This window comes from Cupriavidus sp. 22TCCZM01-5 (assembly GCF_057798915.1).
On record NZ_JBYOJR010000029.1, the window covers coordinates 47,933 to 64,318 of the forward strand.

At 66.6% G+C, this 16,386-nt stretch carries 15 protein-coding genes; 4 read left to right on the plus strand and 11 right to left on the minus strand.

Translation table 11 applies throughout. The features are described 5' to 3' along the window. Positions 1–115: 115 nt before the first annotated feature. The 7 genes from kdpE to AC3FNH_RS23575 form a co-directional block, all read right to left on the minus strand. Complete coding sequence (kdpE, locus tag AC3FNH_RS23545) at positions 116–811, minus strand: two-component system response regulator KdpE (RefSeq protein ID WP_488721747.1); 696 nt, start codon at positions 809–811, stop codon at positions 116–118. Between the two features lie 24 nt (positions 812–835). Beyond that, a complete protein-coding gene (locus AC3FNH_RS23550; protein ID WP_488721748.1) occupies positions 836–3,688 on the minus strand; it encodes a DUF4118 domain-containing protein in 2,853 nt (950 codons plus the stop codon). Between the two features lie 81 nt (positions 3,689–3,769). Next, positions 3,770–4,396, minus strand: coding sequence for a potassium-transporting ATPase subunit KdpC (gene kdpC, locus AC3FNH_RS23555; RefSeq protein WP_488721749.1), 627 nt, complete (start codon positions 4,394–4,396; stop codon positions 3,770–3,772). 27 nt (positions 4,397–4,423) lie between these two features. Continuing rightward, positions 4,424–6,643, minus strand: a complete 2,220-nt coding sequence (kdpB, locus tag AC3FNH_RS23560) for a potassium-transporting ATPase subunit KdpB (RefSeq protein WP_488721750.1) — start codon at positions 6,641–6,643, stop codon at positions 4,424–4,426. A gap of 19 nt (positions 6,644–6,662) precedes the next feature. Then, positions 6,663–8,480: a potassium-transporting ATPase subunit KdpA gene (gene kdpA, locus AC3FNH_RS23565; protein ID WP_488721751.1), complete on the minus strand. Its 1,818-nt coding sequence runs from the start codon at positions 8,478–8,480 to the stop codon at positions 6,663–6,665. Beyond that, complete coding sequence (gene kdpF, locus AC3FNH_RS23570) at positions 8,480–8,569, minus strand: K(+)-transporting ATPase subunit F (protein WP_276099891.1); 90 nt, start codon at positions 8,567–8,569, stop codon at positions 8,480–8,482. The genes kdpA and kdpF overlap by 1 nt, the downstream gene beginning before the upstream one ends. Continuing rightward, positions 8,569–8,739, minus strand: coding sequence for a hypothetical protein (locus AC3FNH_RS23575; protein WP_276099890.1), 171 nt, complete (start codon positions 8,737–8,739; stop codon positions 8,569–8,571). Before AC3FNH_RS23575 ends, kdpF begins: the two co-directional genes overlap by 1 nt. A gap of 547 nt (positions 8,740–9,286) precedes the next feature. Between AC3FNH_RS23575 and rpsU the strand changes: the two genes are divergently transcribed. The 4 genes from rpsU to AC3FNH_RS23595 all read left to right on the plus strand — a co-directional run bounded on the left by rpsU (position 9,287) and on the right by AC3FNH_RS23595 (position 11,820). Beyond that, complete coding sequence (gene rpsU, locus AC3FNH_RS23580; protein ID WP_066731027.1) at positions 9,287–9,499, plus strand: 30S ribosomal protein S21; 213 nt, start codon at positions 9,287–9,289, stop codon at positions 9,497–9,499. 197 nt (positions 9,500–9,696) lie between these two features. Beyond that, complete coding sequence (nodI, locus tag AC3FNH_RS23585; protein WP_276099889.1) at positions 9,697–10,608, plus strand: nodulation factor ABC transporter ATP-binding protein NodI; 912 nt, start codon at positions 9,697–9,699, stop codon at positions 10,606–10,608. Between the two features lies 1 nt (position 10,609). Further along, positions 10,610–11,479: an ABC transporter permease gene (locus tag AC3FNH_RS23590; RefSeq protein ID WP_488721752.1), complete on the plus strand. Its 870-nt coding sequence runs from the start codon at positions 10,610–10,612 to the stop codon at positions 11,477–11,479. A 71-nt stretch (positions 11,480–11,550) separates the two neighbouring features. Next, on the plus strand, positions 11,551–11,820 hold the full coding sequence (locus AC3FNH_RS23595) for a hypothetical protein (RefSeq protein WP_276099887.1): 270 nt from the start codon (positions 11,551–11,553) through the stop codon (positions 11,818–11,820). A 20-nt stretch (positions 11,821–11,840) separates the two neighbouring features. Here AC3FNH_RS23595 and AC3FNH_RS23600 read toward each other — a convergent pair whose 3' ends face one another. The 4 genes from AC3FNH_RS23600 to AC3FNH_RS23615 all read right to left on the minus strand — a co-directional run bounded on the left by AC3FNH_RS23600 (position 11,841) and on the right by AC3FNH_RS23615 (position 16,274). Then, entirely contained in the window at positions 11,841–13,046 is a 1,206-nt protein-coding gene (locus AC3FNH_RS23600; protein WP_488721753.1) for an O-succinylhomoserine sulfhydrylase, read from the minus strand. A gap of 327 nt (positions 13,047–13,373) precedes the next feature. Beyond that, entirely contained in the window at positions 13,374–14,900 is a 1,527-nt protein-coding gene (purF, locus tag AC3FNH_RS23605; protein WP_276099885.1) for an amidophosphoribosyltransferase, read from the minus strand. A gap of 100 nt (positions 14,901–15,000) precedes the next feature. Further along, positions 15,001–15,498, minus strand: coding sequence for a CvpA family protein (locus tag AC3FNH_RS23610; RefSeq protein WP_488721754.1), 498 nt, complete (start codon positions 15,496–15,498; stop codon positions 15,001–15,003). A gap of 38 nt (positions 15,499–15,536) precedes the next feature. Then, complete coding sequence (locus tag AC3FNH_RS23615; protein WP_488721755.1) at positions 15,537–16,274, minus strand: SPOR domain-containing protein; 738 nt, start codon at positions 16,272–16,274, stop codon at positions 15,537–15,539. Positions 16,275–16,386: the final 112 nt, after the last annotated feature.

Sequence of the window (16,386 nt, forward strand, 5' to 3'; positions counted from 1 at the left end):
CCCGCGGAACCCCGCGGGACTGTCTGCCACGATAAGGACCAGCACCTAAATTCGGTATCAAGAAACTTGCGCGTGATGAGGGAATTGGAATAAAGATTCCGCCCTGCCCCGCGCCTTACCCTGCAAAGCGGTAGCCGAGCCCGACTTCAGTGAGCAGATGCACGGGCTGCGCGGGATCTGCTTCGAGCTTGTGCCGCAAGTGGCCCATATAGACCCGCAGATACTGGCTGCTCTCGGAATGCGAAGGCCCCCATACCTCGCGCAGCAGTTCGCGATGGGTCATCACCTTGCCCCGATGCGCGATCAGCACCGACAGCAGGCGATACTCGATCGGCGTCAGGTGCACGGCCTCCCCGGCGCGCGTGACCATGCGGTTGGCCAGGTCGACCTGCACCTCGCCGAAGGCAATCTGCGTCGACCCATGCGGATTCGATCGCGCATGCCGGCGCAGCAGCACGCGCAGGCGCGCCACCAGTTCACCCACGCCGAACGGCTTGGTCAGGTAGTCGTCGGCACCGGCATCGAGCGCGCCGATCTTGTCCTCCTCGCCGCTGCGCGCGGACAGCACCAGGATCGGCACCTCGGTCCAGGTGCGCACTTCGCGGATCAGGTTGACGCCGTCGCCGTCGGGCAGGCCAAGGTCAAGCACCACCAGGTCCGGCTGGCGCGTGCCCGCTTCGATCAGGCCGCGCTTGAGCGTTTCCGCCTCGTGCACGGTGCAGCCTTCGGCCTGCAGGGCCGTGCGCACGAAGCGGCGGATATGGGGTTCGTCCTCGACCAGCAGCACCGTGGGCGAAAACTCGAAAGGCATCTGTTGCTCTCCGTCTGAATGGGATTACGCGGGGATGTCCGCCGCCTCCGGCTCTATCACCGGCGGATTGCCGCGCGGCAGGGCCACCACGAAGCGCGCACCGATGCCTGCGCCCGCCACGGCCGCTTCGCGCACTGGCTCGACCCAGACGCGTCCGCCATGGGCCTGCACGATCGCATCGCAGACCGCGAGCCCAAGGCCCACGCCCGTCGTCACCGATTCGCGCTCGCCCCGCGTGAATTTCTCGAAAATCTGCCGTTCGCTGCCGGCCGGCACGCCGGGGCCATCGTCTTCCACCACTAGGCGCAATTCGTCATCCATGGCCTGGGCGCGGATGCGGATCTCGGTCCCGGCCGGCGTGTACTTGGCAGCATTCTCCAGCAGGTTGCACAGCACGCGATCCATCAGCACGGCATCGCATTCCACCAGCGGCATCGCGGACAGGTCGGCCACCATGACACGATGCCCGGCAAGCGCATCACGCAAGGCACCCAGCGCCGCGCCGACCAGCTCCTCGAAGGACTGCCACTCCTTCTGCACGCGCACGTCGCGTCCCTGCAGCCGCGCCATGTCGAGCAGGTTGACCACCATGGTGCTCATGCGCCTGGCCTGGTCGCGCATCGCGGCGACCGTATCGGCAACACGCGGCGCGAGCGGCGGATCGCCGCGCTGCAAGGTCTCGGCCATGCCGATCAGGCTGGTCAGCGGCGTGCGCAGGTCGTGCGAGACCGCGGCCAGCAACGAGCTGCGCAGCCGCTCCGATTCCATCGACAGCAGGGCCTGCTGGGCGACGTCCACATAATGCAGCCGCTCGATGGTGATGGCGATCAGCGTCGCGAACACGTCGACCTGGCGCCGCAGTGCCGGCTGGGCGAACGCGCGCCACGCGCGCGGTTCCACCGCGAGCACGCCGCGCGTCTGCATGGGCGCCTTGAGCGGCAGGTACAGCACGGTGCCGGCGGGCAGCGTGTGCGTGCCGGTGCCCGCCGGCTGGCCGTGGTCGAACACCCATTGTGCAAGCACGCGGTCGATCGCGTCACTGTGCGCGTCGGTTTGCCCCTGCTCGACCGCGGGCGGCAGCAGGCGGCCATCGGGCCCTACCAGAAAGAAGGCGGAGCGCGCGTCGAAGGCCGCGCGCAGGAAGCGGCTGCCGATCGAGACGATCTGCTCGGGCATCAATGTCGACGACAGCTCGCGCGCGAGCTCGTAGAGCGTGCGCGCATCGGTCTCGCGCTGCACCGCCACTTCTGCCTGCTCGCGCAGGCCGGCGGTGAGCTGGCCGATCACCAGCCCGACCGAGAGCAGCACCAGGAAGGTCAGCAGGTACTGCACATCGCTCACGGCAAAGGAGAGCCTGGGCGGCACGAAGAAGAAGTCGAAGGCAGCGACGGCAACCACCGAGGCCAGCGCCGCCGCCGCGCGGCCATGGCGCAAGGCCACGCCAACCACCGCCACGAGAAACAGCATGGCGATATTGACCAGGTCGAACCACGGCCGGGCCAGCGTCGATACCGCCGTCGCGCCGGCGCACCACGCCACCGCCCACAGGTAGGACTGCATGCGCACACGGCGCTCCTGCGCCTGCACGGCCTCGCTTTCCTCGGCCGGTGCCGATACGCTCGCGGGCTTGACGTCCATGCGCGTGGTATCCGCGGCCACGCGTATGACGTCGATCTCCGGGCACGCGGCCGATAGCGCATCGGCAAAGCTCTTGCGCCCGAACAGCCAGGCCCGCGCGCCAAGAAACGGCGAAAGCGCCCAGACCAGCAACGACCGCCCCTGACTCACGAGCGACTCGTCCATGCGCCGCCATCGCGTCGGCGTGCGGCCCAGCACCACCTTGGTCAGGTTATGGCGCCGGACATAGCCGGCAACGGCCTGCACCATGTCGCTGCCGGCCAGTGTCTCGGTGCGCGCGCCCAGTTCCTCGGCCAGGCGCATCGCCGACTCCAGCCGCGCGCGTTCGCCATCGGGCACGGACGCAAGCCGCGGCGCGGCCACGGTGATCACGTGGCAGTCGCAATCGAGCTGGCCGGCCAGGCGGCGCGCGCTCCTGACGACCTGCTCGGCATCGCTGCCGGTGCCGATGCAGGCCAGCACGGCCTCGCGCGTGCGCCAGACCGACTGGATCGACTCGGCGCGGCGATAGGCGCGCACATCATCGTCGACCCGGTCCGCGGTGCGCCGCAGGGCCAGTTCGCGCAGCGCGATCAGGTTGCCCTTGCGGAAGAAATTGCGCACTGCGTGGCGCGCCTGCTCCGGCAGGTAGACCTTGCCTTCGCGCAGGCGCCGCAGCAGCTCATCGGCGGGCAGGTCGACCAGGATCACCTCATCGGCGCTGTCGAAGACGGCGTCCGGCACGGTTTCCCAGACACGGATGCCGGTGATGCCGCCCACGGCCTCGTTGAGGCTGTCCAGGTGCTGCACATTGACGGTCGTCCAGACATCGATGCCGGACGATTGCAGCTCCTGGATGTCCTGCCAGCGCTTGGGGTGCCGGCTGCCCGGCGCATTCGAATGGGCGAGTTCGTCGACCAGCACCAGTGCCGGTCGCCGTGCCAGCGCGCCGTCGAGGTCGAACTCCGTGAGCACGCGGTCCCGATACGGCACGTCCTTCATCGGCAGGCGCTCGATGCCGTCGATCAGTGCCTCGGTCTCGGCGCGGCCATGCGTCTCGACCACGCCGATGACCACGTCCGCGCCCTGCTCCCTCAGTGACCGTGCGGCGATCAGCATCGCGAAGGTCTTGCCCACGCCGGCCGAGGCGCCGAAGTAGACGCGCAGCTTGCCCCGCGCGGCACGCGCGCCTTCCTCCTGCATGCGCTGCAGCAGGCTGTCCGGGTCGGGACGTTCAGTGGGAGATCGCAATTCGGGCATGGTCAGCGGCGCCGCCCGGCGCAGGGGCAGGCGCTGTCAGATTGTGCCACGCGCGCGGCGCCGCACGCCCGCCCGGCCTGCCTATTTACCAGATACCGCATCCAGCGCCAGGTTCAGCTTGAGCACATTGACGCCAGGGTCGCCCAGCATGGCCAGCGACGGCGATTCGGTGTTCGCCTGGATCAGCTCCTGCACCTTCTCCGGCGGCAGCCCGCGCAACCGCGCCACGCGTGGCGCCTGGTAGTCGGCCGCCGCGATGCTGATGTGCGGATCCAGCCCGCTGCCGGAAGCCGTGACCAGGTCCACCGGCACCGCCGCCTTGTTGTCCGGGCCCGCCGCGCGCAGTGCCTCGATGCGCGCGCGCGCCGCATCGCTCAGCGCCGGGTTGCTTGGCCCAAGGTTGGAACCAGCCGATGCTGCCGCGTTATAGGGCATGGGCGCCGTGGCCGACAGGCGGCCCCAGAAATACTTCGGGTCCGAGAACGGCTGCCCGATCAGGGCAGAGCCCACGACCTTGCCGTCCCTGACGATCAGCGAGCCCGCTGCCTGCTGTGGAAACACCGCCTTCGAAATTGCGGTGATCACGCCGGGATAGAGCAAACCCGTCAGCAGCGACAGCGCGGCAAAGACGACCAGCGCCGGCCGCAGCAGCCCGCCCTGCTGCGGCACGATGGGTGCGGATTGCGTGGATTGCACTTGCGTATTCATGATTGCCTTCTCTATGCGGAGGTACGGTCAGACCCAGCCCAGCAGGGCCAGCGCCATGTCGATCAGCTTGATCCCGGCAAACGGCACCAGGATGCCGCCCAGGCCGTAGACCAGCAGGTTGCGCCGCAGCAGCACCGCCGCGCCGAGCGGCCGGTAGGCCACGCCCTTGAGCGCCAGCGGTATCAGCGCCACGATGATCAGCGCGTTGAAGATCACCGCCGACATGATGGCCGACGCCGGCGTGCTCAACCCCATCACGTTCAGCAGGTTCAGCTGCGGGTAGGTGGTGGCAAACGCGGCCGGGATGATGGCGAAGTACTTGGCCACGTCGTTGGCCACGCTGAACGTCGTGAGCGATCCGCGCGTCATCAGCATCTGCTTGCCGATCTCGACGATCTCGATGAGCTTGGTCGGGTTGCTGTCCAGGTCGACCATATTGCCGGCCTCTTTCGCCGCCTGCGTGCCACTGTTCATCGCCACCGCGACATCGGCCTGGGCCAGCGCCGGCGCATCGTTGGTGCCGTCGCCAGTCATTGCCACGAGGCGGCCCTCGCCCTGGAACTGGCGAATCAGCTTGAGCTTGGCTTCCGGCGTCGCTTCGGCCAGGAAGTCATCGACGCCGGCTTCGGCCGCGATGGTCGCCGCGGTGAGCCGGTTGTCGCCGGTGATCATCACGGTCTTGATGCCCATCTTGCGCAGCTCCGTGAAGCGCTCGCGGATACCGGTCTTGACGATGTCCTTGAGTTCCACCACGCCAAGCACGCGCACGCTGCCGTCGGCTTCCTCCGCCACCACCAGCGGCGTGCTGCCCGCACGGGCCACGTCATCCACCGCCTGCATCACGGCCTCGGGAAACTTGCCGGCGCGTTCGGCCACGAAGCGCCGCACCGCATCGGCCGCACCCTTGCGCACGATGCGCTCGCCTTCGCCGTTGCGCAGGTCCACGCCGCTCATGCGCGTCTGCGCCGTGAACGGGATGAACACCGGCCGCAGCGCCGCCATGTCCGGTGCCGCAACACCCTGCTGCTGGCGCGCCAGCGTCACGATGCTGCGCCCTTCGGGCGTCTCGTCGGCCAGCGACGACAGCCATGCCGCCTGTGCGAGCTGCTGGGCCGGAATGCCCGGCGCGGGCACGAAGCGCGAGGCCTGGCGGTTGCCGTGGGTGATGGTGCCGGTCTTGTCGAGCAGCAGCACATCCACGTCGCCCGCGGCTTCCACCGCGCGGCCCGAGGTGGCAATGACGTTCGCCTCCATCATGCGGCTCATGCCAGCCACGCCGATGGCCGACAGCAGTCCGCCGATGGTGGTCGGGATCAGGCACACCAGCAGCGCCACCAGCACCGTGATGGTCACCGGAAGCCCGGCCTTGGTGACGAGCACGCTGTAGAGCGAGAACGGCAGCAGCGTGGCGGTCGCCAGCAGCAGCACGATGGTCAGGCCCACCAGCAGGATCGTCAGCGCCAGCTCATTGGGCGTCTTCTGCCGCTTGGCGCCCTCGACCATGCTGATCATGCGGTCGATGAAGCTTTCGCCCGGATTGGTGGTGATGCGTATCACGATCCAGTCCGACAGCACGCGCGTGCCGCCGGTGACCGACGAAAAGTCGCCACCCGATTCGCGGATCACCGGTGCGGATTCGCCCGTGATCGCGCTCTCGTCGACCGACGCCACGCCTTCGATGACTTCGCCGTCGCCGGGGATCATGTCACCGGCCTGGGCCAGCACGATATCGCCGCGCCGCAGGGTGGTGGCCGCCCGCGTTTCCGTCGCGCCACCGCGCCTGCCGTCGAGCAGCACGCGCGCCGTGGCGGTCGTCTTCAGTCCCCGCAGCGATTCCGCCTGCTGCTTGCTGCGGCCTTCCGCGAGCGCTTCGGCAAAGTTGGCGAACAGCACCGTGAACCACAGCCAGACCGAAACGGCCAGGATGAAGCCGGCGCTCTCTCCGCCTGCAGCCTTGGGCGCAGCCAGGGCCTTGAGGAACAGGATGGAAGTGAGGATGCTACCCACGTACACCACAAACATCACCGGATTGCGTACCTGCTCGCGTGGTGACAGCTTCTTCAGCGCGGCCAGCAGGGCCGGCTTGACGAGTTCGGGGGCGAACATGCCGCTGCGTGGCGAGCGATGGTGGTGCTCATGCGCACGGGGCGCACCGCCCGACGTCGTGGGGGCATTCGCCGTCGATGCATCGGTTCTGGATGCAGCGCCACCAGCCTTGCTGCGCGTCGCCATGGATTCTTGTTGCATGCGTTTCTCCGCAATACGCTTACTTGGCAATCGCCGTCACCGCGCCCTGCAGCTGCTCGGCCACGGGGCCCAGCGCCAGAGCCGGGACATAGGTCAGTGCGCCGACCAGCAGCACCGAGCCGACCAGCAGCACCACGAACAGCGCGCCGTGAGTAGGCATGGTGCCGCCCGTAACCGGCAGCCGCTTTTTCGCCGCCAGCGAGCCGGCCAGCGCGAGGACCGGGATGATGATCCAGAAGCGTCCGAACCACATGGCGGCCGCCAGCAGGGTGTTGTAGAACGGCGTGTTGGCGGACAGGCCGGCAAAGGCGCTGCCGTTGTTGTTGGCCGCCGAGGACAGCGCATAGAGGATCTCGGAGAAGCCGTGCGTGCCCGGGTTGAACACGCCCGCCCTGCCCGCTTCCGTCATCACCGCGATGGAAGTGCCGACCAGCACGAGCAGCGGCGTCACGAGGATGGCCACCGCGGTCATCTTCATTTCGTACGCCTCGATCTTCTTGCCCAGGTACTCCGGCGTGCGCCCGATCATCAGGCCGGCGATGAACACTGCCAGCACCGCGTACACGAGCATGCCGTAGAGACCGGAACCGACGCCGCCGAACACAACTTCACCAAGCTGGATCAGCAGCATCGGCACCAGCCCGCCGATAGCCGTGAAGGAGTCATGCATCGCATTGACCGCGCCGCATGAGGCCGCCGTGGTAATGGTCGCGAACAGCGCCGATGCCGCCGTGCCGAAGCGCGTCTCCTTGCCTTCCATGTTGCCGCCGGCCTGCAACGCGGAAGCGGCATGATCGATCGGCAGTCCGGCCAGCGCCGCGTTGGCCTGCAACTCGGACAGCGAGGCGACGCACGCCATGCCGACGAAGATCACCGTCATCGAGGCGAGCACCGCCACGCCCTGGCGCCGGTCCTTCACCATCTCGCCGAACGTGAAGCACAGCGCGGCCGGAATCAGGAAGATGGCCAGCATCTCGATCATGTTGGCGAGCGCGGTCGGGTTCTCGTAAGGGTGCGCCGAGTTCGCGTTAAAGAAGCCTCCGCCGTTGGTGCCCAGCATCTTGATGGCTTCCTGCGAAGCCACCGGGCCCATGGCCAGCGTCTGCTTGTCCGTCTTCAGGTCTTCGGTGACCGGCTTGCCCTGGGCATCAAGCACCGGCTGGCCAGCCGCGTCGACCTTGGGCTGGCTGTACTCCACCGGCGTGACCAGGCTGACTTCCTTGTAGCTGTCGAAGTTCTGGATCACACCCTGGCTGACCAGCGCCAGCGCGATCACGGTGGCAATCGGCGCCAGCACGTACAGGGTGCTGCGCGTCATGTCGACCCAGAAGTTGCCGATGGTCGCACTGCTCTGGCGCGCGAAGCCGCGGATCAGTGCGAACACCACTGCGATGCCGGTCGCCGCGGAAAAGAAGTTCTGCACCGTGAGCGCCAGCATCTGCGTCAGGTAGCCCATGGTTGACTCGCCCGCGTAGCCTTGCCAGTTGGTGTTGGTGACAAAGCTGATAGCCGTATTGAAGGCCGAGTCCGGCGTCACCGCGCCAAACCCCTGCGGATTGAGCGGCAGGTAGCTCTGCAGCCGCTGCAGCGCGTAGACCACCACCACACCCAGCAGATTGAACGCCAGCACGGCGACCGTGTACTGCTTCCAGCCCATTTCGGCATCGGCGCGCACGCCGGCAAGCTTGTAGAGCACGCGTTCGAGCGGACGCCCCCACGCGGTCAGCTTGTAGGTGCCATCCTCCATCGCGCGCCGCATGTAACGGCCCAGGAACGGCGCCATGGCAAACAGGATTGCCAGGTACAGGGCCAGCAGGCCCAGGAATTGGGTCGACATCAGAATTTCTCCGGGCGGAACAGCGCAATCAGGAGGTAGATGAAAATCAGCGCGGCCAGGGCGGCGCTCAGCAGGTCAGCCCAATCCATCACAACCCCTTGTCGGCAGCGCTGTGCTTGCCAAGCGCGGCGTCGTTGTGCAGGCCGCCGTGCTCCGCGGCGGCTCCCGGGCCGTTGGCGCCCAAGGCGGCGCACAGCCATAGCAATGCCGCGCTGGCGGCGGCGAATACGATCAAGACGATCAGGAAGACCCCGTCCATGACAATCGATCCAAGAGTGACTGACACCGGGAAGCTTATGGATCGACCGCTAAAAACGGGGTAGAAAGAGACCGAGGGCAGATAAAGAAGATATAAAAACGGCGCCAGCTCCGGAGACGCAGCAGCTACAGGCCCGATATGGCCGCGACATCAATTTCGTGTACATTCACATCCTCGAACTCGCGGGCCGCTCTGAACCTGGCACCGCGACTCCGGAGCGATTGGGGCTCCACTTTTGTTGGCAACGTACCGCCCGACGCATTCCGAATCACGGCACATTCTTGACATTTGCGTCGTATACGTGCCATAGTTACGGGCGTATAGCTTTTTACGGAAACCGGTACTGCCAGGCCCCTTGTACAAGGAACCCGGCGCTATCACCCCTGACACTGGTTGCACGGACTCACCGGTCCACATCTTTCAGGTTCGCGGGGGTGCACTCAGGGCAGTGTCTGCCTTGTGTGCAATACCAGCCGCTTCGGCGGCCGCAGTTTCCCCCTCGTTTGAACCAGCCGCTTGCGCGGCAGCAATCCCCTAAAGGACTGAATTGACCAAGATCGTCTTGAAACCCGGTGAGCCGGTTGAAGTTGCAATGCGTCGCTTCCGTCGCTCGATCCTGCAGACTGGCCTGATCGTCGAACTGAAGAGCCGCACCGCCTACGAAAAGCCCACGACCGAGCGCAAGCGCAAGAAGAAGGCTGCCGAAGCGCGCCTGCGCAAGCGCCTGCGCATGCAGATGCTGCCGAAGAAGCTCTACTGATTCGGTTCGCACCGCATAAAAAACCGCCAGCATGCTGGCGGTTTTTTTATGCGCCGCTTTCTTTATGCGCCACATTTCGCGTTACCCGCCCTGAAGCGCCGCCCGGGTCATAGTGCAGTGCACCACAGGTCATGCGCGGCGATGACCGGCATAATGACGGATATTGCGCCCGCCGGCGCGCCAACCGTCTTCCTGCCTTGACTGCCATCCTCGAGTTGCGCAAGGTGCGCAAGCAATATGGTGATACGGTCGTCGTCAACGACCTGGACCTGCAGGTGCACCGGGGCCAATGCTTCGGGCTGCTCGGGCCAAACGGTGCTGGCAAGACCACCACGCTGCGGCTGCTGCTGGGCCTGACCACGCCGGCAGGCGGCTCGCTGACGCTCTGCGGCGAGCCCATTCCCGAGCGCGCACCGCAGGCACGCATGCGCGTGGGCGTGGTGCCGCAATTCGACAACCTCGACCCGGATTTCTCGGTCATCGAGAACCTGCGCATCTTCGGCCGTTACTTCGGCCTGTCCTCGGCGGTGATCGAGCAGCGGGTGCCGGCCCTGCTTGAATTCGCGCGGCTCGAGAGCCGTGCCAATGCGCAGGTGCGCGACTTGTCCGGCGGCATGCGCCGGCGCCTGACCGTGGCGCGCGCGCTGATCAACGACCCCGACCTGCTGATCATGGACGAGCCCACCACCGGGCTCGACCCGCAGGCCCGTCACCTGATCTGGGAACGGCTCAAGTCGCTGATGGCCAGCGGCAAGACCATCCTGCTGACCACGCACTTCATGGAAGAGGCCGAGCGCCTGTGCAACTACCTGTGCGTGATCGACGGCGGCCGCAAGATTGCCGAAGGCAAGCCGCACGAGTTGATCGACAGCCAGATCGGGTGCGACGTGGTCGAGGTGTACGGCGATGAGCTGGACACGCTGCGCGACAGCCTGACACCGCTGGCCGAGCGTACCGAGATGAGCGGCGAGACGCTCTTCTGCTATGTGCGCGAGCCCGCCCCGCTGCTGGCCGCCCTGCACGGCAAGAGCGGCGTACGTTACCTGCACCGGCCGGCCAACCTCGAGGATGTGTTCCTCAAGCTGACCGGCCGCGAGATGAGGGACTGAGATGAGCGAACAGGATCCGCGCCCGGAAGCGGCCACCGCAGAGGCCGGCCACGCCCGCGGCCGCGCCGGCGGCACCGAACTGCGCCAGCACTATCCGCAGCCGCTGCTGCCGCGCAACCTGCGCAACTGGATGATGGTCTGGTACCGCAACTACATGGTGTGGAAGAAGCTGGCCATCCCGTCGATGATCGGCAACCTGGCCGACCCGATGATCTACCTGTTCGGCCTTGGCCTCGGGCTCGGCCTGCTGGTCGGGCAGGTGCATGGCGTCTCGTACATCGCCTTCCTTGCGGCCGGCACCACGGCATCGAGCGTGATGATGTCGGCCAGCTTCGAGTCGATGTACTCGGCGTTCTCGCGCATGCACGTGCAGCGCACCTGGGAGGCGATCATGCATGCGCCGCTGACACTCGGCGACGTGGTGCTCGGGGAGATCCTGTGGGCGGCCAGCAAGGCCGTGCTGTCGGGGCTGGCCATCATGCTGGTGGCGGGCGCGCTCGGCTATGCGCACATGCCGGGCGCGCTGCTGGCGCTGCCGGTGATCGTGCTCGCGGGCATCGCCTTCGCCAGCCTGGCGATGATCGTGACGGCGCTGGCCCCTGGCTATGACTTCTTCATGTTCTACCAGACGCTGGTCATGACGCCGATGCTGCTGCTCTCAGGCGTTTTCTTTCCACTGGAGCAATTGCCGGACGGTGCGCGGGCTGCCACCAATGTCCTGCCTCTGGCGCATGCGGTGGCGCTGATCCGGCCGCTCATGCTGGGCCGTCCGGTTGACAGCATCGGCCTGCATCTGGCCGTGCTGGCCGCCTACGCCATTGTCGCGCTGGTACTTTCGCTGGTACTGTTGCGGCGCCGCTTGCTGCGCTGAGAAACGCGGGCGGCCGGTTGCCCGGGCCCGTTGACCTGGCGCTTATCCATATGCCCGCCGGGCAATCCTGCATGCCTTTTTCGTTTTCCGGTTTTTCCCGATCTTCACGTCAGGCTGTCCGCCTGTCCGGCGCCCTCCTGGCCAGCGCGATACTTGCAGGTTGCAGCGTCGTCGGGGCAACCGTGGCCGTTGGCAGTGCTGCCGTATCGACCGTGGCGACGGTGGGTTCTGCCGCCGTCAGCGTTGCGTCGACGGCGGTCGAAGCCACCTATGACGTGACCAAGGCCGGCGTCAAGGCCGTGGCCGGCAGCGACAGCGAGACACCGGCCCAGACACCCTGAGCCGGCACCGCGCCTTCGTCTTACTCGCCCAATCCGCGCAGCAGGTCGGCCTTCAGGTCGGCCACCGACTCCAGCCCCACGGCCAGTCGAATCAGTCCTTCGCCAACTCCCGCAGCCGCCTTGGCCTCGGGAGTGACGCGAGCGTGCGTGGTCGTGTACGGATGCGTGATCGTGGTGCGCGTGTCGCCGAGGTTGCCGGTGATCGAGCACAGCCGCGTGTTGTCGATCACGCGCCATGCATTCGCGCGCTGCTGCTCGGGCGTGGCGCCCTTGAGTTCGAACGACACGATGGCGCCACCGCCGCTCTGCTGGCGCATGGCGATCTCATGCTGCGGATGCGACTTGAGCGCGGGGTGGAATACACGCGCCACGGCGGGGTGCGATTCCAGGAATTCGGCCAGCGCGAGCGCGTTGGCCGAATGCCGCTCCATGCGGATGGCCAGCGTTTCCATGCCCTTGAGCAGCACCCAGGCATTGAACGCCGACAGCGTCGGGCCGGCGGTACGCACGAACGGGAATACCTTGCCCATGATGAAGTCGCGCGAACCGACTACGGCACCGCCGAGCACGCGGCCCTGCCCGTCGATATGCTTGGTCGCCGAATGCACCACGATATCGGCGCCGAACTTCATCGGCTGCTGCAGCGCCGGCGAACAGAAGCAGTTGTCGACGACGAGCTGCGCACGGGCATCGTGCGCGATCTCGGCCACGGCGGCAATGTCGGCCACTTCGGTGAGCGGGTTGGACGGCGTTTCCAGGAAGAACATCTTCGTGGTCGGGCGCACTGCCGCGCGCCATGCATTCAGGTCGCCCGGATCGACAAAGGTGGTCTCGACGCCGAACTTCGAGAAAATGTTCCCGAACAGCGTCATGGTCGAGCCGAAGATCGCGCGCGAGCTCACCAGGTGATCGCCCGCCTGCAGCAGCGACATCACCACCGACAGGATCGCGCTCATGCCCGAAGCGGTCGCCATGCAGGACTCCGCGCCTTCCAGTGCCGCCAGGCGCGACTGGAACATCGACACCGTGGGGTTGGTGAAGCGCGAATAGGTGAAGCCCTCTTCCGAGTTGGCGAAGCGTTCGGCGGCTTCCGCGGCGCTGTTGAAGCAGAAGCTCGAGGTCAGGTACATCGCCTCGGAGTGCTCCATGTATTCGCTGCGCAGCGTGCCGGCGCGCACGCCGAGGGTATCGATGCCAAGCGATTCAGGATTGAGCGGTTCGTTCATGCTGGTGGCGCGGTCGTACCCGCGTGAATGCAGTGGTTCCAACAAGCCGGCAGCAAGCGGCCGGCCATGAAAAAAGCCCGTGCGATCGGGTGGTCGGATCGACGGGCTTGCGTGTTCTGCGGATACCTTGGGAGCCTTGGGAGCCCTGGGACGGCGCGGCAGCAGCCGGTTGTTTCCCTTTGGCAATCTCCTGACGGCTATCTCCTGACGGCAATCTCTTTAGCTGTTTCGGGCAGGACCCGCGTCCGCAAGCTGACTTTCAAATCGACGCCCGGCCATGTTACGGCCGGGCCCCGCATCCGTCAACGCACGCGGGGCCGGCGCGGCTTACTCGTTGCCGCCCGAACGCTGCAGGTGCAGTTGCGAGCGCTCCATATCGCCTGTGCCTTCGCGGTCGGCCTGGCTGCGCGCTGTTTCCAGGCGCTCCAGGTAGGCCTCGTCGATATCGCCGGTGATGTAGCGGCCGTCGAAGCATGAAGCGTCGAAGTCCTTCAGCGCGGGATTGATGTCGCGTACGGCCTGCTTCATCGCTTCCACGTCCTGGTATACCAGCTTGTCGGCGCCGATGATCTTCGCGATCTCTTCGTGCGTGCGGCCATGCGCCACCAGTTCGCTGCGCGTCGGCATGTCGATGCCGTACACGTTCGGGTACTTCACCGGCGGAGCGGCCGAGGCGAAGATCACCTTGTTGGCGCCCGCGTCGCGCGCCATCTGCACGATCTCGAACGAGGTGGTGCCGCGCACGATCGAGTCGTCGACGATCAGCACGTTCTTGCCCTTGAACTCCACGCCCATGGCGTTGAGCTTCTGGCGCACCGACTTCTTGCGCACGGCCTGGCCCGGCATGATGAAGGTGCGGCCCACGTAGCGGTTCTTGAAGAAGCCCTCGCGGTAGCCCACGCCCAGACGGTTGGCCACCTGCATGGCCGCCGGGCGGCTGGAATCGGGAATCGGCATGACCACGTCGATGTCGCCGGCCGATACTTCCTGGCGGATCTTCTCGGCCAGGTAATCGCCCATGCGCAGGCGCGCATCATAGACGGGCACGCCATCGATGCATGAATCCGGGCGCGCCAGGTAGACGTACTCGAAAATGCAGGGCGTGAGCTCCGGATTGTCGGCGCACTGCTTGCTGTACAGCTTGCCGTCCAGGTCGATGAAGATAGCCTCGCCCGGCGCGACGTCGCGTTCCATGCGGTAGCCGATGCCTTCGAGCGCCACCGACTCCGACGCCACCATCCACTCCTTGCCGGTGGGCGTATCGATGCTGCCCAGGCACAGCGGACGGATGCCGAACGGGTCGCGCACGGCCAGCATGCCATAGTCGGCGATCTGCGCGGCAATCGCGTACGAACCCTTCACGCGGCGGTGCATGCCGGCCACGGCGGTGAAGATCGTTTCGGGATCAAGCGCCATGCCGTGGCTGGCACGTTGCAGCTCGTCAGCCAGCACGTTCAGCAGCACTTCGGTGTCGGAGTGCGTGTTGATGTGGCGGCGATCGCGGCGGAACATTTCTTCGCGCAGCTGCTGCCAGTTGGTCAGGTTGCCGTTGTGCGCCAGGATGATGCCGTACGGCGCGTTGACGTAGAACGGCTGCGCCTCTTCCTCGCTGGAGGCCGAGCCCGCGGTCGGGTAGCGCACCTGGCCGATGCCGGCCGTGCCCGGCAGGCCACGCATATTGCGCGTGCGGAACACGTCGCGCACGAGGCCGTTGGCCTTGTGCATGTGGAAGGTACTGCCGTTGGCGGTGGCGATGCCGGCAGCATCCTGTCCGCGGTGTTGCAACAACAGCAGGCTGTCGTAAATCAGTTGGTTGACAGGCGAGGTTGAGACCACGCCGACGATACCGCACATGCCAAGCTCCCAGGAAAGGCTTTGATTCAGGGGCGCAGCCCGGTCCTTAGGACAAGGCCTGCGTTTCGTACCGGCCAGGCATGGCTGCCGGGCCTCAGTGTCATGTCTTGACGTATTTCGCCAGCTCCGGTGGCAGCCATGGCTTGAGCGATTCCATGGCCTGCATCACATAGGGGCGGCTCACCGCGTCGCGCCAGAATTCCTCTTCCGGCAATTTCGTCAATCCGGCCAGCGTCACCAGCAGCATCACGAGCAGCCCGCCACGCAGCAGCCCGAACACCAGCCCCAGGCCGCGGTCCGCCGGCTTCAGCCCGGTGCTTTCCAGCAACTGGCCGATCACCGTGCCCGCCAGCGCCGCACCGATCACGGTGCCGATCAGCAAGGTGACGAAACCGAGCGCATGACGCGCGATCTCGCCGCCGGGCAGCGACTGCGGCATCCAGCCGGCGGCCACGCCGCCGAAACGGTAGGCAACCCAGAACGCCACGACCCAGCCGATCAGCGACAGCACCTCGCGGACCAGTCCGCGCAGCACGCCGATCAGGCCGGAAGCGAGCAGGATGAAGACGACAGCGTAGTCGAAGAAAGTCGGCTGCATCGTTGCAAGCGGGCCGCGTCACGCGCGGCCGCGCGGGCTCACTGTTCCACCACCTTCGAAGTCAGACCGGCCGCGCGCACGCGCTTGTCGGCGGCATCGGCGGCATCGCGGTCACTGAAGGGGCCCGCGCGCAGCAGGATACGCTCGCCATCGGCCAGGACTTTCTTTTCCACATACGCCGGCACCTTGCTCGCCTTGAGCTTGGCCAGCCAGTTCTTCGCCCGCTCTTCCGAAGAGAAGGCGCCGATCAGGATCAGGTACTTGCCGCTGCCTTGCGGCTTGGCATCCGCCGTCTTGCTCTCGGCGGGCCTGGTTTCCGCGCGGGCAGAGGGCTTGTCCGCCACGGCGGCAGGCTTGGCCGGCGTGCTCACCAGTTCCTCGCCGGCATCGAGCGCTTCGGCGCTGTCGCCGCGGGCCTGCTGGGACTGCGGGGCCGGCGGCAGAGGATCCGCCTTGCGCGCCTCGACCTTCGGCTTCTGCGTGCCCTGCCCGCCCGCCACCTTGACCGACACGTCCTCGGACACCGGACGCGGCTTGGTCTCAAAGATGATCGGCAGCACGATGACCGCGGCCACCACCAGCACCACGGCGCCGATCAGGCGGCGGCGTGCGCGCTGCTTCTGGGGAAATTCTGGATCCAGCGTGTCATCGGCATATTCCTCCGCCAGCCGGCGCGACGAGGCGATGCCCGCACCAGGGTCGGTACGCTGGCGGCGCGTACGCTCGGGTGCCGGGTCGTTGCCCTTGCGGGAAGAAAACAGCGAAAGCAGGCCCATAGATTGGTTCGGTGCGGCGGCCGTCCGTTTGCGTCGGTGTCGACCGCTGGTTTGTCGCTCGGTTGCCGCACGACCGCCGCGCTATCACGTGGTCGTACCGGCGGCGGTACCG

Bases quoted from the DNA above. Each gene is read 5' to 3' on its own strand.
- AC3FNH_RS23610 (WP_488721754.1), bottom strand. From the start codon at position 15,498: ATGCAGCCGACTTTCTTCGACTACGCTGTCGTCTTCATCCTGCTCGCT.
- purF (WP_276099885.1), bottom strand. From the start codon at position 14,900: ATGTGCGGTATCGTCGGCGTGGTCTCAACCTCGCCTGTCAACCAACTG.
- kdpF (WP_276099891.1), bottom strand. From the start codon at position 8,569: ATGGATTGGGCTGACCTGCTGAGCGCCGCCCTGGCCGCGCTGATTTTC.
- AC3FNH_RS23615 (WP_488721755.1), bottom strand. From the start codon at position 16,274: ATGGGCCTGCTTTCGCTGTTTTCTTCCCGCAAGGGCAACGACCCGGCA.
- kdpB (WP_488721750.1), bottom strand. From the start codon at position 6,643: ATGCAACAAGAATCCATGGCGACGCGCAGCAAGGCTGGTGGCGCTGCA.
- AC3FNH_RS23600 (WP_488721753.1), bottom strand. From the start codon at position 13,046: ATGAACGAACCGCTCAATCCTGAATCGCTTGGCATCGATACCCTCGGC.
- AC3FNH_RS23550 (WP_488721748.1), bottom strand. From the start codon at position 3,688: ATGCCCGAATTGCGATCTCCCACTGAACGTCCCGACCCGGACAGCCTG.
- kdpE (WP_488721747.1), bottom strand. From the start codon at position 811: ATGCCTTTCGAGTTTTCGCCCACGGTGCTGCTGGTCGAGGACGAACCC.
- AC3FNH_RS23595 (WP_276099887.1), top strand. From the start codon at position 11,551: ATGCCTTTTTCGTTTTCCGGTTTTTCCCGATCTTCACGTCAGGCTGTC.
- AC3FNH_RS23575 (WP_276099890.1), bottom strand. From the start codon at position 8,739: ATGGACGGGGTCTTCCTGATCGTCTTGATCGTATTCGCCGCCGCCAGC.
- kdpA (WP_488721751.1), bottom strand. From the start codon at position 8,480: ATGTCGACCCAATTCCTGGGCCTGCTGGCCCTGTACCTGGCAATCCTG.
- kdpC (WP_488721749.1), bottom strand. From the start codon at position 4,396: ATGAATACGCAAGTGCAATCCACGCAATCCGCACCCATCGTGCCGCAG.
- AC3FNH_RS23590 (WP_488721752.1), top strand. From the start codon at position 10,610: ATGAGCGAACAGGATCCGCGCCCGGAAGCGGCCACCGCAGAGGCCGGC.